Origin of the sequence: Myxococcus sp. RHSTA-1-4, from assembly GCF_020037125.1 — a bacterium.
In the GTDB taxonomy this organism is placed as follows: domain Bacteria; phylum Myxococcota; class Myxococcia; order Myxococcales; family Myxococcaceae; genus Myxococcus.
Genome location: NZ_JAIQDG010000022.1, coordinates 80,590 through 98,187 on the forward strand (window position 1 = coordinate 80,590; position 17,598 = coordinate 98,187).

The following is a 17,598-nucleotide window of genomic DNA, read 5'->3' on the forward strand; positions in this document are numbered from 1 at the left end:
CCTATTTCTCCTGCTTTCTCAAACCCATGAAGCTGATGGCCAGGAGGATGGGGATGCACGCGGCCAGAAAGAGGACGTCCCGCATGATGAGGCCCGCTCCAAGGCCCTTCGTATATGCGCCCAGACTGGCATGCATGTAGTAGGAGGCCGGCCAGATGGAACCGACGAAGCCGGCGCCCCCCTGCAGCGTGGAGACGGGCTGCAACAAGCCGGAGAACTGGATGGTCGGCACGATGGTCAGAATCGCCGTGACGAAGACGGCCGCGACCTGGCTGCCCGTGAACGTCGAGGTCACCATCCCGATACCTGTCGTCGCCGCGACGTAGAACAGCGTGCAGAGCAGCAACGTCAGGAAGCTCCCCTTGATCGGGACGCGGAATACGATCAGCGCCAGGACGGTCAGGATGACGAAGTTGACCATGCCGATTGCGATGTAGGGCAGCTGCTTTCCAACCAGGTATTCCAGCCTTCCCGTGGGCGTGACATAGAAGTTGATGATCGACCCCAACTCCTTCTCGCGCACGATGCTGACCGTCATGAGAATCGCCGGTATCAGCAGCAGCAGCAGCGCCGGGACACTCGGCACGATGGAGTAGATGCTCTCGAACGTCGGGTTGTACATGTATCGTTCTTCGATATTGGCCGCATATTCTTGAGGGACGGCCGTCCGAAGACCGCTCGCGGGATCCCGCAACAACCCGCTGTGCACCCCCTGGACATATTGCTCGACGGTATCGCCACGGAAGGTCATGGCGCCATCCACCTGCGCCAGCACCTCGGGCCCGGAGCCCCGGCGGAAATCCAGACCGAAACGAGGCGGCATCTCCAGCACCACCGAAACATCGTCCGACTGCAGCCGGCGGAGGGCCTCGTCGGCGGAGCGGGCCGGTGGAGTCGCCTCGAAAAAGCGTCCCGCCGCGGCGAACTGCTCGAGATACGCGCGACTCTCGGGCGACTGGTCGAGGTCGAGCGAGGCATATCGGATGTGCTCGACGTCAGTCGTGATTCCGAAGCCGAAGACGAGCATCAGTAGCGCCGAACCGACAAAGGCAAAGGCCAGTCGAATCGGGTCGCGGAGGATCTGCATGGCCTCGTTGTGGGTGTACGCGAGCATCCGTCCGAGCCCCAGCCGGAGAGGGCTCTGCTCCGTTCGCGCTGGCTGGGGCGCGGGCTCTTCGGCCGCGGGCACGTGGGCGGGAGCCGTGGCCTTGCTCTCGACGGGTGGCGCGGTGCTGGCCGCGGAGTCTTCCATGTAGGCGATGAAGGCGGTCTCCAGGCTGTCGGCCCTCCGCGCCTCGATCAGCTTCTGGGGGGCATCACACGCCAGCACCTTTCCCGCGTTCATGAGGGAGATCCGGTCGCAGCGCATCCCCTCGTTCATGAAGTGTGTCGTCACGAAGATGGTGACGCCCTGCTTCCGCGAGAGGTCTATCAGCAGCTCCCAGAAGCTGTCCCGGGCGACCGGATCGACTCCCGACGTGGGCTCGTCCAGGATGAGGATCTGCGGCCCGTGCAGGACAGCGACGGCCAGCGAGAGCCGCTGGCGCAACCCCATCGGCAGGTCCTCGGCCAGGGCCTCCAGGTGCGCGCCCAGCCCGAATCGCTCGACCAGCTCCTCGATGCGCGCCTTCGCCTGCTCGGGAGGGAGATGATAGAGCCGGGCATGCAGTACCAGGTTCTGGTGGACGCTCAGCTCGCCATAGAGCGAGAACGCCTGCGTCATGTAACCCAGGTTCTTGCGCACCTCCATGCTTCCGGCCTCGACGGAGCTGCCGAAGAGCTTCGCCGTCCCTTCCGTGGCGGGCAGAAGTCCGGTCAGCATCTTCATGGTCGTGGACTTGCCGCAGCCGTTGGAGCCCAGAAAGCCGAAGATTTCACCGCGCTCGATGGACAGCGTGACATGGTCGACGGCCGTGAAGGTGCCGAAGCGGCGCGTCAGGCCGTGGGCTTCGATGGCCATCTCGGCCTTGCCCGGGGCACGGGGCGGGATGGTGAGCACCTTGTGGCCCCTGCGCTTCTCCTCGGGCAGCAGCGTGATGAAGCACTGCTCCAGGTCCTTCGTGCCCGTGCGCTCCATCAGCGCCGCCGGTGTCCCGGTCGCCAGCACGCGCCCCGCGTCCATGGCCACGATCCAGTCCCACTGCTGTGCCTCGTCCATGTAGGCCGTGGAGATGATGACGCTCATCCCGGGGCGCCCCGCGCGAATCTCGTCGATGAGGGTCCAGAACTGCCGCCTGGAGAGCGGGTCGACCCCCGTGGTCGGCTCATCGAGGATGAGGAGGTCCGGATCGTGGACCAACGCGCCGCACAGCCCCACCTTCTGCTTCATTCCCCCCGAGAGCTTGCCGGCGGGACGATCCGCGAACCTGGCCAGTCCCGTGGCCTGGAGCAGCTCCTTGACCCGGACCTTGCGCTCCTCGGCCGACAGCCCGAAGAGCCGGGCCATGAAGTCGACATTGTCGTGAACGCTGAGCTCCAAATAGAGGTTCTTGCCCAGCCCCTGGGGCATGTACGCGACCCGCGGGCCCACCGCGCGCCGGTGCCGGACGTCGGCGATATCCCCATCCAGGACGATGACCCGTCCCTGCTGCAGCTTCTTGGAGCCGGCGGCCAGGGCCATCAGCGTCGACTTGCCGACGCCATCGGGCCCCACGATGCCCACCATGATGCCGCTGGGAATGTCGAGCGAGATGCCGTCGAGCGCGACGACGCCGCCGTAGCGGTGTGTGACGTCCTGGATGGAAACGACGGGCTTGCCGCCGGGCCCGGCCGGAGATTCTGGAGCCGCGGATGAGACCATGGACGAGCCCTCCCGGGTCACCAAACTATTGGGGTTCAGGTTTGGGAGAGATGACGTTCTGCAGTGGGGGCGGCCAGACTGCGGATGGATTCACCTTGACGTAACCGACGCCGCGGATGCCCGTCTTGATTCGCTCGACGTAGTGGCTGGCCAGCTCCCTGGGTACCTGGATCTTCACCCGGAACATCAGCTTCTCCCGCTCGCTCTTCGTCTCGACCTGCTTGGGGGTGAACTGCGCTTCCGGGGACACGAAGCTGACGAATCCGGCGACAGCGCGGTCGGGCTCGTAGTCGACGGTGATGCGTGCCTCGGCGCCGATCTTCACGTTGGCGGCCTCGTTGGAGGGGAGGAATATCTCCATGTAGACGTCCTCCAGGTTCACGAGCGTCAGCGCTCCTCCACCGGGCTGGAGAACCTCGCCGGGCTCGGCGAGGCGATAGAGAACCCGTCCGGTCACGGGTGACTTGAGCGTCGCGTCGGTGATGCGCGTCTGGATGGTCGCGGCGTTGGCTCTCGCGACCTCGACCTGCTCCATGGAGGTCTTCAGCAGCGCTTCCACCTCCGCCAGGGTGGCCTTGGTGGTCTCCAGCTTGCTCTTTCGAACGTCCAGTTCCCGCTGCGAGCCGGCGCCCTCCGCGACCAGCTTCCGGGCGCGTTCGAGCTCGACGGTGGCGAGGTCGATCTCACTCTTCTGCTTGACGATCGACGCCTTGGACAGCGCCAGGCGTTCCTCGGCGGCCGCGACGCTCGCGTTGGCTTCGGCCAGGCTGGCCTCCAGCGTGGCGGTGTCCAGCTGCACCAGTATCTGGTCCGGCTTGACGAGGTCGCCTTCGTTCACGAGAACCTGCTTCACCCTCAGGGGTTCCTTGGCGGCGACATCGACGAGCTTCGCCTCGAGACGGCCGTTGCCCGAGATGATCCCCTCCGGCAGCTCGGCTTGCTTCGATTTCCAGTACCGGAAACCGATGAACGCGACGATCGCAACGGCGACCGCCCCAATGATCCACTTGAGCGCCTTCTTGGCCATGGCGGACTCTCTAGTGTTTCTCCGGTGGCGAGCTCTTCGGGGGCTCCGGTTCCCGCGGCTGGGACAACATGTCGCCCCAGTCGGTCCGGGCTTCCATCTCGCTCTGCATCTGTTCCGGTACGACTGGCTGCCCCTGGCGCACCTCCCAGCCCCCGCCCAGCGCCTTGTAGAGGGCGACCAGGTACGTGGCGATGGACGAGCTTGTCTGGGCCAGGTTGTTCTGCTGCTGGAGGAGCGAACGTTGCGCATCCAGCACGCGCTGGTAATCCACGGCGCCTTCTCTGTACTGCACCACGGAGATCTCCACCGACCTCTGGGCGGCCTTCACGGCGGCTTGCTCGAACGCCATGGCCTTCTGTGCGTTGACAAAGCCCGTCAGCGCGTCCGCTACCTCCTGGGCTGCCCTGAGCACCGTGTTGCGGTAGTCGACAAGCAGTTGCTGGAACCGCGCATCCTCGACACGCACGCCGTTCTCCAGGCGGCCGTAGTTCAGGAAGGGCCAGACAATCCGAGGACCAATGGAATAGGCCAGGCTGCTGAGGGAGAAGAGATTGGCGGAGGGAGAGCCGCTGCTGCTCGCCTGGAGCCCGATTGTTCCGAAGAGCGAGAAGCTCGGATAGAGCTCCGCCTCGGCAATGCCAATGCGGGCACACTGCGCCGCGGCATAGAGCTCGGCGCTGCGGACGTCCGGACGCCGCCGTAGCACCTCGGCGGGCACGCCGACGGCCACCGTCGTGGGCGCCTGCGGAATCTGCTTGGGCCCCATCAGCAAGGCTTCGACGGCTCCCGTGGGCTGCCCCAGGAGCGTGCTCAAGGCGTTGCGAGCCTGCTCCAGCCCGGTTTCCAGCTGGGGGATGGTGGCCCGGGTGCTCTCCAGCAGGGTCGCCGCCTGGGCCACATCGAGCTCCGAGGTGGCTCCATTGCGGAAGCGCGACTCGGCGATCTGGAGCCCCTCCTCCTGAAGTCTGACGTTCTCCCGGGCCAGCTCGATGAGCACCTCGAACGTGCGAATCACGACATAGGTTCGCGCGACTTCCGCGGTGAGCAAGACGAGAGCGGACTGGTAGTCAGCCACCGACGCGAGCAGGCCTGCGGTACCCGCCTCCACGCCCCGCCGGTACTTGCCCCAGAAGTCCAGCTCCCATATCGCATCGAAACCCACCTGATAATCCAGGTAGTGGCGGTCGAGAGTGGCTACGTTGGCCGCGTTCTCACTGAGCCCCACCGCGGTTGCGCGGCCGGCGGCCACCTGGAGTTGCGGATACTGCTGGCCGGTGACGATGCCCAGCTGGGCGCGGGCCTCCACGATTCTCAGCCCCGCGATCTGCAGCGGCAGGTTCTGCCGGTAGGCGAGCTCGACCAGGCGATCCAGCGTTGGATCGCCGAACGCCTTCCACCACTCGGCGTCGACCGCGGCCTGCGTCGAGATTTTCGGGTCGTCGTAGGTGCGCCACTCCCGGGGCACCGTGACTTCGGGTTTCGTGAAATCGGGGCCTACAGCGCACCCGGAGAGCGCCGACAGAACGCCGAGCAGCGGCAGTGCACTGCCCAGGGGCGGAAGCCCTCCGCGCGTCCATTGCTTGGTGCTGTTCGTCCCCCGCATTCGGAACACCTCGGTGCAGGTGGGTAATCTGTGCTTTCCGGAGTGGGGGAGGAAGTACAACTTACCGAACAACACCACAATCCAGTCCGAGATGTCTGGTCTGGTATAGGGAACTCCGTCTGGCGGGCGAGATGGGTATTGTCCGCCGTACATGGCTGGCGTCTCGAGCAGTGAGCAGGTCAACGTCCAGCGCGGTGTCGGCGGCCCCGGTCCGTCCCCTCGTGCCCGTCGTCAGGCGCGGTCTTGACCCAGGCGCGCAACACCTCGGCCACGCTCCAGGCCTGGGCGACGCACCCGCGCGGCGTGAACGGCGGGTCCGCGTCGAAGATCTCCGCGATCGTGCCCAGCCCCGCCTCGCCCAGCTCCGACTCGAAGCCCTTCAGCAGCGCCCGCGCCCCCGCGCGGTCGCCGGGATGGACCCGGAGCCACGCATCGACGAGCGGCCCGGCGAGCCAGGCCCAGACGGTCCCCTGGTGATAGGCCGCGTCTCGCGAGCGCAGGTCGCCATCGTACCGGGGCTTGTAGTCGGGGTGACCCGGTGCGAGCGACCGGAGCCCCACCGGGGTGAAGAGCTGCTCCATGACGTTCTCGAGCACCGGCGCCCAGCGGTCCTCGTCCAGCACCGGGTGCGTCAAGGACAGGGAGAGGAGCTGGTTGGGCCGGAAGGCCGCGTCGTCCCCGCGCTCACCATCCACGAGGTCGTACAGATAGCCCCTCCGCTCGATCCAGAACCGCGCGTTGAATGAGGCCCGCACGCGCGCGGCGAGCTCGGCGTACTCACGAGCCTCCTGCTCTCCCACGAGCTCCCGCACCCAGCCCGCGAGCAGCATGAGTGCGTTGTACCAGAGCGCGTTGATCTCGACAGTCTTCCCCCTCCGAGGCGTCACCACCCAATCGCCGACCTTCGCGTCCATCCAAGAGAGCTGATATCCGCTCTGGCCCTGGCGGATGAGCCCGTCCGCGGGATCGACCCCGATGTTGAATCGGGTTCCGCGCACGTGATGCGCCACGATGTCGCGCAAGAGCGGCAGGATTCGCCGCAAGCTCTCGCGATCGCCGGTCGCCTCGTAGTACCGGGCGAACGCGTTGAAGAACCACAGCGTCGCATCCGCGGTGTGGTAGAGGCCTTCGTTCCCACCTTCGGGAAACAGGTTCGGGATGAGGCCGTCCCTCAAGTAGAAGGCGAACGTCCGCAGGATGTCGCGGGCCTCGTTGGGCCGGCCGGTGACGAGCGTCAGGCCCTCCAGGCTGATCATCGTGTCGCGGCCCCAGTCCGTGAACCAGTGGTAGCCCGCGATGACACTGCGCAGCTCGTCCCCCGACGCGTGAACGCGCGCGGCGTCCGCGACGCGGCCCGCGGGGGTGATGATGAATTGATCCGCGGCGAACACCAGTGGCGGACCGAGACCGCTACGCGCCGCCGGGTGCGCGGCCCGCAGCAGCCGCTCGCGCCGCACCCACTCGAAGTTCAGGGCCTGCGCCGGGCTCAGCGCGTCGATGATCTCCCAGTCCTCGGTGGATGCGACGAGGCTCGCTGGCCGCTCGAAGGAGAGCTCCACCCGGAAGCTCCCCGGGCTCCACAGGCGCCCTCCCGAGTCATACCCACGCCGCTCCTCGATGCGGTAGTACATGTTCTCGAGCATGCGCGGGTCGCTCAAGAACGTCGACGCATGCCCCACGAACCGCATCCGGAGCGGCGGAAACGGCTCCGGCGCTCGCAGCTCGTAGCGATCTCCCAGCCGCGTGAGGGGGTAGTCCTCGGCCACGGGGGTGTCGAGCCGGTCCTCGTGTCGTCTGAACTGCAGCGAAGGGCTCACCTCCAATGTCACCTGTCCCTTGCCGCTGACCAGCGCGTAGTGGACGTGCACCGTGTTCTGCTGGTGCAGCATGAGAATCCGCTTCTCGAGCGCGTAGCCGGCCGCCTCGTACCGCCAGACGGGCAGCCCCTGCTCGAGCCGGAACTCCTTGAGCGCGGCGAGCCCATGGACGTCCAGCCTTCCGGGCGCCTGCTCGCTTCCACCGATCACGCCCATCCGGCCATCCGGCAGGATGATGCGCTCGGTGAGCTGGTTGAGCATCACGACCCGTCCGAGCGGGGCGGGGAGGGCGGCGACAAGGAGGGCGTGAAACCCTGCGGGTTGGAACGCCGGCGACAGTCCCGGACGCGTAGCCGCCCAGCCCATTGGTCACAATCCACTCGCGCCCGAGCAGGACCTCGAGAGACGACTCGGCGGTCCCGCTCCAGGGCACGCGCTGCACGACCAACCCATCCCCACCGGAGGGGGCGGGGGCGCCCCGGCGCCGTGGTAGGGACGGCTGTTCTTGTGCATGCGGGCCCGTGCCCTTCCGTGTGACCCGTGCCGAAGGACCGGGGGCACGCCGGCGTCCACTCACCGTACGTTGGTTTCGACGACTCACGATTCCTCCCACGCGTGGCTCAAGAAGTGTTGGGGCGCGGCGCTCCGGGGACAGCATCCGGGGGAAGCGTGAGCTGCCAGGATCGTTCGCCTGGTGTCGAAGCGGCGAGGGCTCGTTCAGTCGCCCAGGCAGATTCCCAACGCACGCGCGGTGAGCACGGTGTCGCTGTCGAGCGGCACGGACTTCATCCGTTCGATGGCCGAGGTGAGTGGGATGGTCTTCACCGTCGGAGGGTCGAGTGCGATCATCACGTTGACCTGCCCCTCCGCGAGGGTGCGCACCGCCGCGGCGCCGAAGCGCAAGCCGATCAGACGATCGAAGGTCGTGGGGCCGCCGCCGCGCTGCAGGTGCCCGAGCACCAGGTAACGCGTTTCCTTGCCCGTCCTGCGCGTGATTTCCTCGGCCACGTACTGGCCGACGCCGCCGAGCAGGACCTCACGGCCGGCCTCCTTGGGGCCGCGCACCATCATCTGCCCCCCCTTGGGTTTGGCGCCCTCGGCGACCACCGCGATGGAGAAGTGGCGGCCGGCGCGCTCGCGCTCCATGACCTTCTCGCAGACCCTCTCGAAATCGAACGGGATCTCCGGCATCAGGATGATATCGGCGGTCCCGGCGACCCCGGAGCTCAGTGCGATCCACCCCGCGTACCGGCCCATCACCTCGACGACCATCACCCGCTCGTGCGACTCGGCGGTGGAGTGCAGCTTGTCGATGGCGTCGGTTGCCGTGCTCACCGCGGTGTCGAAGCCGAACGTCGCCACCGTACCCGAGAGGTCATTGTCGATGGTCTTCGGCACTCCGACGATGGGGATGCCCTTCTGGATGAACTTCTGCGCGAGCCGCATCGAGCCGTCGCCGCCGATGCAGATGAGGGCGTCGAGCTGCCTGGCGCGGAAGTTCTCGACCACCTTGTCGGAGATGTCGATGCGCCGGACACCCTCCGGTGTCTGGATGGGGTACTCGAAGGGGTTGTCCTTGCTGGCGGTGCCCAGGATGGTGCCGCCCAGGTGCGTGATGCCGCGCACGGACTCGCGGGTCAGCGGGACGAGTTCGTTGGTGTCGATGAGGCCGCGGTAGCCGTGGCGAATGCCGTAGACCTCCCAGCCCCGTTCGATTGCCGCCAGGGTGGCCGCCCGGATGACGGCGTTGAGCCCCGGCGCGTCGCCGCCTCCGGTGTTGATGGCGATTCGTTTGATCTTCCTGGGGTCGAGCATGTCCGCGCCTCCCCTTCATGTTGGCATTGTTCATGCTGGCCATTGCCCCCACCGCGAACAAGGAAGGGGCTTGCCGGCGGGTTAGAGAGCGAGGCGGGACGCCAGCTCCGCGGCGCCGAGCAGGCCGGCGTCGCTGTTGAGCACGACCTTCACGGGCGTCGCCTCGAGCAGGGGACTGAGCCGGCCCTTGGCGACGAAGGCGGAGCGGAAGGTTCCGTCGAGGAGCTTGGGCAGGATCTTCGGGGCGATTCCTCCCGCGACGAAGACCCCTCCGCGCGAGACGACCTTGAGCGCGAGATTCCCCGCTTCCGCGCCGTAGATGGAGACGAACAGCGACAGCGCCTGAGCGCAGAGCGTGTCATCGCCGGCGAGCGCGTGGCGCGAGATGATCGGAGCGATGTCGCCGGACGAGCTGGCGACCTCCTCCCTCACCACGGGGGACTCGGCCTCGGGCGAGCGGCCACGCACGAACTCGTAGAGCGCCGCCAGTCCGCGCCCGCAGACGACCCGCTCGTAGGAGACGCGCGCGTGCCTCTTCAGCAGGAACCTCAACAGGTCGATCTCCAGCTCGTTTCGCGGCGCGAAGTCCGCGTGGCCGCCCTCGGAGGCGACCACGTCGTAGCCGCTCCCCGTACGGACCACCACCGCCTCTCCCAGCCCGGTCCCGGCGCCGATCAACACCCACGGCCCATTGGGGTCCGACGGCGAGTCGTTCAGGACGGCGAGGTCGGACGCTGGCAGAACGGAGATGCCAACGGCCAGCGCATGAAAGTCATTGACCAGGGTGACGCGCGGCACCCCGAGGAAGCGTTCGAGGTTCCTCGCCTCGACGACCCAGCGCAGGTTGGTGGTCCGGCAGCTGTCCTCGCTCACCGGGCCGGCGATGCCAAAGCACGCCCGCGAGATTTCCTTGCCCCGTTGGCCCAGGAACTCGCGCACCAGCGCCTCGAGGCTCGTGAAAGCGGCGCTCGGATAGACCTTCCGCTCGATGATGGTGCCGCCTTGCACCAACGCGAGCGCTGTCTTCGTTCCGCCCACATCTCCGGCAAGCACCATCATGCTGCGTCACTCCTCGTGCGCTCAACCGTCGAAAACGAAGCACACCTTGGCGGCCTCGCCCTTGTCGGCCATCTCGTAGCCGCGCGCCGCCTCGGCCAGCGGCAGGCGGGTCGTGCAGATCTTCTCCGGGTGCAGCCCCCACCGGTCGAGGTGTTCCAGGAGATCGCTCATGTGTTTGAGCGAAGTCACCCAGGACCCGAACAGCGTGATTTGCGGATGAATCAGCAATGGCGAGACGTCGAACTCGATGGTGCCGCCTTCACCGACGAACGCGCATCGCCCCCACTGCCGCGTGCCTCGCAGGGCCAGCACTCTCCCCGGTGCCGTCCCCGAGCAATCGACGCTGGCCTCGCATCCCCGGCCGCGGGTGAGGTCCTTTATCCGGGCCAGCGCCTTGTCATCCGCTTCCAGGGCCTCGTCGACCAGGCCGAGGTCCGTGGCCAGCTTTCGCCGCACCGGCGACACCTCCGTCCCGATGACCTTGTTCGCACCCAGTGCCTTGCCCAGCATCGCCACGCCCATGCCGACCGGCCCCAGCCCCGTCACCAGCAGGGCGTCTCCGCCGCTGACGCCTATCCGCGTCAGGGCTTCCCAGGCGGTACCGACACCGCAAGCGCACAGGGCGCCGTCAATGTAGGACAGGCTCGCGGGCAGTGGGATGCAGTCGCGCTCGTCCGCCAGCATCCACGGCGCATGGCCGCCGTGCCTTTGCCAGCCATACGCCGCCCGCGACGGGCTGGTGCAACTGATCTGATAGCCGTGGCGGCAGTCGTCGCAGACCCCACAGCCGCTGATGTGATAGACGGACACGCGGTCACCGACCCGCAACGCCTGGCACCCGGGGCCGACCGCCGCGACCTCCCCGCACGGCTCGTGTCCGGCGATGAGGCCGGGAAGGTAACGCTCGGCCCCTTCGCCGATGTGTGCCCGATAGATGGCGCGGATGTCGCTGCCGCAAATGGCCGAGGCCTTCATCTTGACCAACACCTGCCCGTGCTGCGGCTGGGGGATGGGGATCTCCCTGAACTCCACCGTCCTGTTTCCAGGCAGGATCACGCCCCGCATCATCCCTTCGTGTGGTGTGGTGGCTGCTTGTGCCATGACTCATGCCCCCGAAGCGTTCTCAACGAACCTAAGGACGGCCCACCGCGTTGACGAGTGGGACGAACTCGTGAGCGCGCCCCCTGTCATCGCGGAGCTTCCACTCCGGAGGCGCGGTCTCGCTCGCCCGTGCTGATGAACTCGAGGCGGTAGTTCGCCCGCGGGTCGCTCTTCGTGGGCCCCGAGACGAGCATGACCAACGGCCCGGCGGCCTGCTGCCGGCGGACCCAGTCCACCGAGAACCCTCGCCAGTCCGTCGGCTCGTCTGGCAGTTGGACCGCCAACACCCCATACGAGAATGCCAGGCCACGGCAGACCTCCGGGTCGCTGCTCGCCGCGACAGTCCACACCGCTGGCTTGAAACGGGAGAGCATCCGGGCGGTCGTCCCGCTCCGCGTTGGCACCACCACGGCCGCGCACGGGGCGGTCTCCAGCGCGTGTTCCACGACCGAGGCAATGGCCTCCGCCGCCGTCGTCGCCTTGTCTGCGGGGCTGTCCGCCCACGGGCTGGCAAACCGCCTCGCCGGGCGCTTCGCCTCGGTCGCGGCGGCGATGCTCGCCAGCATCGCGACGGCCTCCACCGGATAGCGGCCCATCGCGGACTCGCCGGACAGCATGACGCAGTCGGTGCCGTCGAGGATCGCGTTCGCCACATCCGTGGCCTCCGCGCGCGTGGGGAGGCGGCTGGACACCATGGACTCGAGCATCTGCGTGGCGGTGATGACCGGCTTGCCCGCCTGGTTGGCCAGGGCGATCAACCTCTTCTGGAGCAAGGCAATCTCCTGGATGGGCACCTCTACGCCCAGGTCCCCGCGTGCCACCATGATTCCGTCCGCGGCGGCCAGGATCTCCTCGATGTGCTGGATGGCGCCGGCACGCTCGATCTTGGCGATGATGAAGGGCTGCTTCCCGCGCGCGGCGGCCGCCTCGCGTACCCCCCGGATGTCCGCCGCCGTCTCCACGAAGGATTGGCTGACCGCGTCCACGCCGTGCTCCAGGGCGAAGTCGAGGCAGGCGAGGTCCCGGGCGGTGAATGCGCTGATTCCCAGGTGGATTCCCGGGAGGTTCAGCCCCTTGCGGGAGCGAAGCTCGCCGCCCACCGCGACCACGCACTCCACGTCGTTGCCCGTCACGCGCTCGACGACGAGCTGGACGAGCCCGTCGTTGAGGAACAGGCGGTCGCCGGGGCTGACCACCTTCGGCAGCGCCTCGAAGCTCATCGAGACGCGTTTCGCGTTGCCGGTGATGTGCTCGGTGGTCAAGGTGAAGTGGTCGTTTGCCACGAGGTTGATCGGCTCCGGGTCGATCTTGCCGAGCCGCATCTTGGGGCCGGGCAGGTCGGCCATGATGGTGACCGGGCGCCTCACGGCCTTCTCGGCCGCCCGGAGGCGGGCAATCGTCTCGGCGTGCGCCTTGAATTCGCCGTGTGAGAAGTTCAGCCGGGCGACGTTCAACCCGGCGGCGAGCATCCGCTCGAGCACCTCGGGCGAGTCGGAAGCCGGCCCGATGGTCGCGACGATCTTGGTCTTCTGGCCAGGCAGTGACATGGGACCTCCGTGTTGAAGCTGGAAGAGCTTCCCGGTACTTCGTTCCGTTAGCGGGCAGCAGGCCCCGCGGTCAGCACGGAGCCGTCGACGAAGGGACGCGCCGCGGCCAGCGCCTCCAGGTTCGCCACCGTCGTCCGGGCGATGTCCCCCAGCGCCTCCCGGGTCAGGAACGCCTGGTGGGCAGTGACCAGGACCTTGGGGAACGTCAGGAGCCGCGCCAGCTCATCGTCGTGGAGCACCTGGCCGGACAGGTCCTCGAAGAAGACGCCTTCCTCCTCCTCGTAGACGTCCAGCGCCACGCCGCCCAGCTTGTCGGCCTTCAAGGCCGCGATCAGCGCGGTGGTGTCGATCAGGCGGCCACGGCTCACGTTGATCAGGAATACCCCCGGCTTCATCAGCTCCAGCGTTTCGCCGCGAATGATGTGCCGGGTCTCGGGCGTCAGCGGGATGTGAAGCGAGATGACGTCGCTCTCGCGCGCGAGGGTCCGGGCGTCGACGTACTCCACGCCGAGCTGCCGCGCCCACTCGGAAGCGGGGAACGTGTCAAAGGCCAGGATGCGCATGCCAAAGCCGTGCAGGATCTGGGCGGTGGCACGGCCGATCTTGCCGGTGCCGAATATCCCGGCGGTCTTGCCGTGCAGGTCGGTGCCGACCAGGCCGCTCAGCGAGAAGTTCTGTTCGCGTACGCGGTTGAATGCGCGGTGGATCTTCCGATTGAGCGTCATCAGCAGGGCCACGGCGTGCTCAGCCACGGCATAGGGGGAGTACGCAGGCACGCGCGTGACGGTGATGCCCGCCTCCGCCGCGGCGGGGAGGTCGACGTTGTTGTGCCCCGTGCAACGGAGGGCCAGCAGTTTCACGCCCAGTTCGCCGAGCGTTTGCAGGCATGGCCGGTCCACCGCGTCGTTCACGAAGACGCAGACGGCCTGCGCTCCACGCGCGGTCCGCGCGGTGTCGGTGCTCAGCCGGAAGTCCCAGAACTGCCACTGGAGCGTCTCCCGAGGAGCCGCCGCGAGGAGTTGCTCACGGTCATAGGGCTTCGTGTCGTAGACGGCGGTGAGCATCTCCATGCCTCCATTCAGGCCCGGCGCCCGGCGGCCTGGCGCCGTTCGAGGTTCACGCTGGCGTTCGTGTCCTCGATGATGAGCCGGTGCATCACTGAAGGTAGATGACGCCCGCGCCGATGGCAGCCCTGGGGGGGCTGCCGGCCCGGGACACGCAGCGCCGGACGGCTGTCCATGCGAGACGCGGTTTGCCGCCGGCCGGGGCGGCGACCGCCTACGAGCTGGCCGGATTGCCTCGTCAGCCGAGGATGTAGAGCACCAACACCGCCGCAATCAGGAGTTGCAAGGTCACCGTTCCGACCGTGACCTCCCGGAGCGGGAAGAGAAACTCCTCTCCGGGCCGCTCGCGCTCGAGCCGCGCACGCAGCTTCCGGCCCTTCTTCAACGCCGACCACATCAGCGTGTAACCCAGGACGACGAAGGCGGAGGAGAGCGTGACCACCACCCAGCGTGGCCACCCCTTGACGAGCAGATCGGTGACGAGCGCGCCACCGCCCGCAATCGCCGCTCCTGTCCTCACCAGCGCGAGCAGGGTCCGTGTCGCCGCCATGTGGGTGTTTTCGAGCGTGAGGTGGGAGGGTTTTTCGGTCGAAGGCGGAGAGGAGGTGTTCATGCGAGAGCCCGGCGTTGCACGCGCACAGCCCAGGGGAAATGACGAATCCTGCCTCGGTTTCCAGCTTGATTCGGAATGAGCAGGTCCCCGGTTCGGTGGAGGACGTTGCCTGCGACCGCGGGACGTTGGTCTGTCATGACGCCCTGGCCCAGTCTGCGCCGCGCCGGACCACCAGACACGGCGGGGGAAGTCATGGCCAAAGTCGCACCGTTCCCGATTCGCGACACGAGCGTCACGCATGTCGTCATCGAGATTTTCGGCGGGGACAACAACCTCACGGGCTACGTCCGTGAAGATCTCCAGGAGATGATGGCGGGCAATCGTGGGAACTTCGCGCTGCTCGCGCTGGTCGACACGGCGCGGGAAGGAGGGCAGGTCCTCGAGCTGTCGCCCCGGACCGGGGAGAGGGTGATCGAGTCCCTGGGCGAAATCGATACCGGTGACCCCGAGGTGCTCGCCCAGTTCCTGGCCCGGGCGCTGGTCAGCTACCCGAATGCGAAGAAGGCCATCGGGTTCTGGGACCACGGCTCGGGCGTCTTCGACGAGCACGACCCGAACGAGACCTTCGTGAAGAGGCTGCTGGATGCGCCTCCGCGCTGGCGCCGGGGCCGCTCGGTTCCCGCAAGGCGGCTCTTCATCCCGCGCTCCGCGCTGCTCGCGAACTCGAACCTGCGCGCCATGCTGCATGACGATACCAACGGGGGTGTGCTCACCAACCGCGAGGCCTACCACGTCCTCAAGGCGGCCTTCTCCCGCGCGGGAGTGAACAGCAAGGTCGAGCTCATCTTCTCCGACACGTGCCTCAACGGCATGGTCGAGGTCCTGGAGCAGTTCCGCGAGTTCGCGCACGTCATCGTCGCCTCCGAGGACCTGGAGCCGGGCGACGGGTGGGACTACACCGAGTGGTTCCAGCGGATGTCCGAGCAGCCTCCCACGGATGGCCTCACGTGGGGCCGTCAGGCGGTGCAGGCCTTCGGGGCCGGCTACGCGCATCGCCCCGACCAGCACCCCTGCACCCTGGCGGCCTTCAAGGCGGACAACCGGATCGTGGACGGCTTCCGCGAGCTCATCCGCGCCGTGGATGCGAACCCGCGCGAGGGCTTCCACTGGATGAGGAATGCGACGGCCTCCGCTCAGTCCTTCGCCCGGCATGACACGTTCGACATCCGGGACTTCGCGCTCCACCTCCAGAAGACGGTGTCGGCCGCCGCCGTCAAGACGGCCTGCACGAGCCTGATCGCCGCCATCGACGAGGCGCGGGTGGAGTCCGTCGCCCTCGGGAATGCGGTGCGGGACTCCCATGGCCTGGCGTTCTGGTTCCCGACCACGAGGCATTCCTTCGAGTCGGTCGCGTCGACCTACACCGGGCTGCGGTTCGACGAGACGGTGCGCTGGGTCGACTACCTGCGCAAGCACTACCACGCGAGCTGAGCCACCTGGCGGGCCCTCATCAGGCCGCAGGCTTCACGCCGCCTCCCCCCGGGCCTGGCCAGCCGCCAGTGCCCGGTGAGGTGAGGCTCGGGAGGGCCGGGGAGCAGAGCGCGAATGGAGGAGGCCGCGCCGGCCCTCGGCGCGCCGCATGCCCCGAGCACTTGTGAGCCTCCACGCCGCGCCGCAACTTTGCCGTGGCCGCGTGGCCGGGAAGTCGGGGCACGAGGCCGCGGCACGGCCTGGGAGATTGAGTCAGCATGGGCGCGAACGTTGTTGGAGCTCCACGGGTGCCGCACGTGGAGCCGCGGCCGGGCAGGGCCCGGAGCGGGCTCCACCGGGCGATGCTCAGGGCTCACAACAGCTCGTGGCTTCTGGCCGCGGTGGGGGCCGTGGTCGGGGCCGGACTGGCCATTCTCTTCGTGGCCGAGCCCTTCGGCACCCACCATGGAGTGCTGCGCGGCCTGGCCTGGCATACCTCCGTGAGGGAATCCCGGACCATCCTCTCCTCGGTGCTGGGCATCGTGCTCACCACCCTGAGCATCGCCCTGTCCCTGTCCGTGCTGGTGCTGCAGAACACCGCCGGCCAGTACTCCCCCCGCCTGCTGCGCCTCTTCATGGGGGACCTGGGCTCCCGGATTCTCGTCCCCGTGTTCGTGGCCACCAGCGTCTACTGCCTGGTGGGGGTGTACGCGTTCGGCTTCGTGGAGGACACGGGCGTGGCGCCCAGACCCGCGCTCACCCTGGCCATGCTGCTGCTCGTCTGCTGCGGCGCTGCCCTCGTCTTCCAGATGACGTACACGCTCAAGATGGTACGCGCCGAGCAGATCGTCCGCCGGGTGCGGGCCTCCTCCCTGGAGGTCGCACACGAGCTGGACCGGCTGCGCCGTGGGGACTCGACGGCCCCCGCCCCGGAGGCCGGGCCTTCCGGCACGTGGCGGAGCATCTCCGCGCCCGCCTCCGGCTTCGTGCTGGACATCGAGGCGGGGGCGCTGCTCGCGTTGGCCGTGGCGCACGGAGTCTCCATCCACGTGAGCGCCGCCATCGGCGAGCCGGTGGTTCAGGGGGACTCGCTGGGCCGGGTGGTCTCGGAGGGAGCGTCACCGGAGGAGGTGGAGCGCGTCGCCCGCACGGTGGAAACGACACTCCTCATCGGCCCGTGGCGGGAGCCGGGCAGGGACCTGGCGCTGGGTGTGCAGCAGCTCGTGGACGTGGCGACCAAGGCGCTCTCGCCGGGCATCAACGACCCCGCCACGGCGGTGGAGTCCGTGGACCAGCTCACCATCCTCCTCTGCGAGCTGTCCCGGCTGCGGCAGGGCCCGCGCGTCCTGGCCGATGCCCGGGGCCGCCCGCGCGTCTTCCTGCGCGCGCTGGAGCTGCGGGACTACCTCGTGCTGGCCACCGAGCAGATCAGCCGTTACGGCGCCAGGGAGACAGTCGTGGTGCTGCGGCTGTTCCGGCTGGCCGGCGAGCTGGGCTTGCGCGTCTCGGAGGAGCCGGACCGGCGCGCCGTCCGCGAGGTGCTCCACCAGGTGTGGGCGGACACCGAGGAGGCCCAGCCCGGCTCCTCGCACCTGCCCCTGCTGCGGCGCTACGCGGAGGAGGTGGAGCGGGCCGTGGAACGCAAGGAGCCCCTGCCGCCACTGCCCGCGCCCGGCTTCTGAGCCCCGGGGACGCTGCCCGCGTCTGGACATGGGGCAGGGCGCCGCGCGGGAGCGAAGGCC

At 68.1% G+C, this 17,598-nt stretch carries 12 protein-coding genes and 1 pseudogene; 2 read left to right on the forward strand and 11 right to left on the reverse strand.

The window, feature by feature from the left end:
• Window position 1: 1 nt before the first annotated feature.
• From rbbA to K8638_RS27540, 11 genes and pseudogenes are all read right to left on the reverse strand, one after another.
• On the reverse strand, window positions 2–2,800 hold the full coding sequence (gene rbbA, locus K8638_RS27490; RefSeq protein ID WP_223757604.1) for a ribosome-associated ATPase/putative transporter RbbA: 2,799 nt from the start codon (window positions 2,798–2,800) through the stop codon (window positions 2–4).
• Between the two features lie 25 nt (window positions 2,801–2,825).
• Complete coding sequence (locus K8638_RS27495) at window positions 2,826–3,827, reverse strand: HlyD family secretion protein (RefSeq protein ID WP_223757605.1); 1,002 nt, start codon at window positions 3,825–3,827, stop codon at window positions 2,826–2,828.
• A 10-nt stretch (window positions 3,828–3,837) separates the two neighbouring features.
• Window positions 3,838–5,430 carry an efflux transporter outer membrane subunit gene (locus K8638_RS27500; RefSeq protein WP_223757606.1) on the reverse strand — a complete coding sequence of 531 codons (1,593 nt, stop codon included), beginning with the start codon at window positions 5,428–5,430 and terminating at the stop codon, window positions 3,838–3,840.
• 179 nt (window positions 5,431–5,609) lie between these two features.
• Entirely contained in the window at window positions 5,610–7,508 is a 1,899-nt protein-coding gene (locus K8638_RS27505; protein WP_255662942.1) for an amylo-alpha-1,6-glucosidase, read from the reverse strand.
• Window positions 7,509–7,593: 85 nt separating this feature from the next.
• A pseudogene (locus tag K8638_RS44640) lies at window positions 7,594–7,905 on the reverse strand (hypothetical protein); the annotation flags it as partial.
• A 59-nt stretch (window positions 7,906–7,964) separates the two neighbouring features.
• A complete protein-coding gene (locus K8638_RS27515; RefSeq protein WP_223757607.1) occupies window positions 7,965–9,062 on the reverse strand; it encodes a 6-phosphofructokinase in 1,098 nt (365 codons plus the stop codon).
• An 81-nt stretch (window positions 9,063–9,143) separates the two neighbouring features.
• Window positions 9,144–10,121, reverse strand: coding sequence for a glucokinase (locus K8638_RS27520; protein ID WP_223757608.1), 978 nt, complete (start codon window positions 10,119–10,121; stop codon window positions 9,144–9,146).
• 21 nt (window positions 10,122–10,142) lie between these two features.
• Window positions 10,143–11,222: a zinc-binding dehydrogenase gene (locus K8638_RS27525; RefSeq protein ID WP_223757609.1), complete on the reverse strand. Its 1,080-nt coding sequence runs from the start codon at window positions 11,220–11,222 to the stop codon at window positions 10,143–10,145.
• A gap of 86 nt (window positions 11,223–11,308) precedes the next feature.
• Window positions 11,309–12,769: a pyruvate kinase gene (gene pyk / locus K8638_RS27530; protein ID WP_223757610.1), complete on the reverse strand. Its 1,461-nt coding sequence runs from the start codon at window positions 12,767–12,769 to the stop codon at window positions 11,309–11,311.
• Between the two features lie 47 nt (window positions 12,770–12,816).
• On the reverse strand, window positions 12,817–13,839 hold the full coding sequence (locus K8638_RS27535) for a 2-hydroxyacid dehydrogenase (RefSeq protein WP_223757611.1): 1,023 nt from the start codon (window positions 13,837–13,839) through the stop codon (window positions 12,817–12,819).
• Window positions 13,840–14,071: 232 nt separating this feature from the next.
• A complete protein-coding gene (locus K8638_RS27540; protein ID WP_223757612.1) occupies window positions 14,072–14,446 on the reverse strand; it encodes a DUF202 domain-containing protein in 375 nt (124 codons plus the stop codon).
• 192 nt (window positions 14,447–14,638) lie between these two features.
• On the opposite strand from K8638_RS27540, the gene K8638_RS27545 reads away from it, so the two are divergent.
• Both K8638_RS27545 and K8638_RS27550 read left to right on the forward strand, forming a co-directional pair.
• Window positions 14,639–15,877 (forward strand): clostripain-related cysteine peptidase, encoded by a 1,239-nt coding sequence (locus tag K8638_RS27545; protein WP_223757613.1) that lies wholly within the window; start codon window positions 14,639–14,641, stop codon window positions 15,875–15,877.
• Between the two features lie 389 nt (window positions 15,878–16,266).
• Window positions 16,267–17,538, forward strand: coding sequence for a DUF2254 domain-containing protein (locus K8638_RS27550; RefSeq protein WP_370644122.1), 1,272 nt, complete (start codon window positions 16,267–16,269; stop codon window positions 17,536–17,538).
• Window positions 17,539–17,598 lie beyond the last annotated feature (60 nt).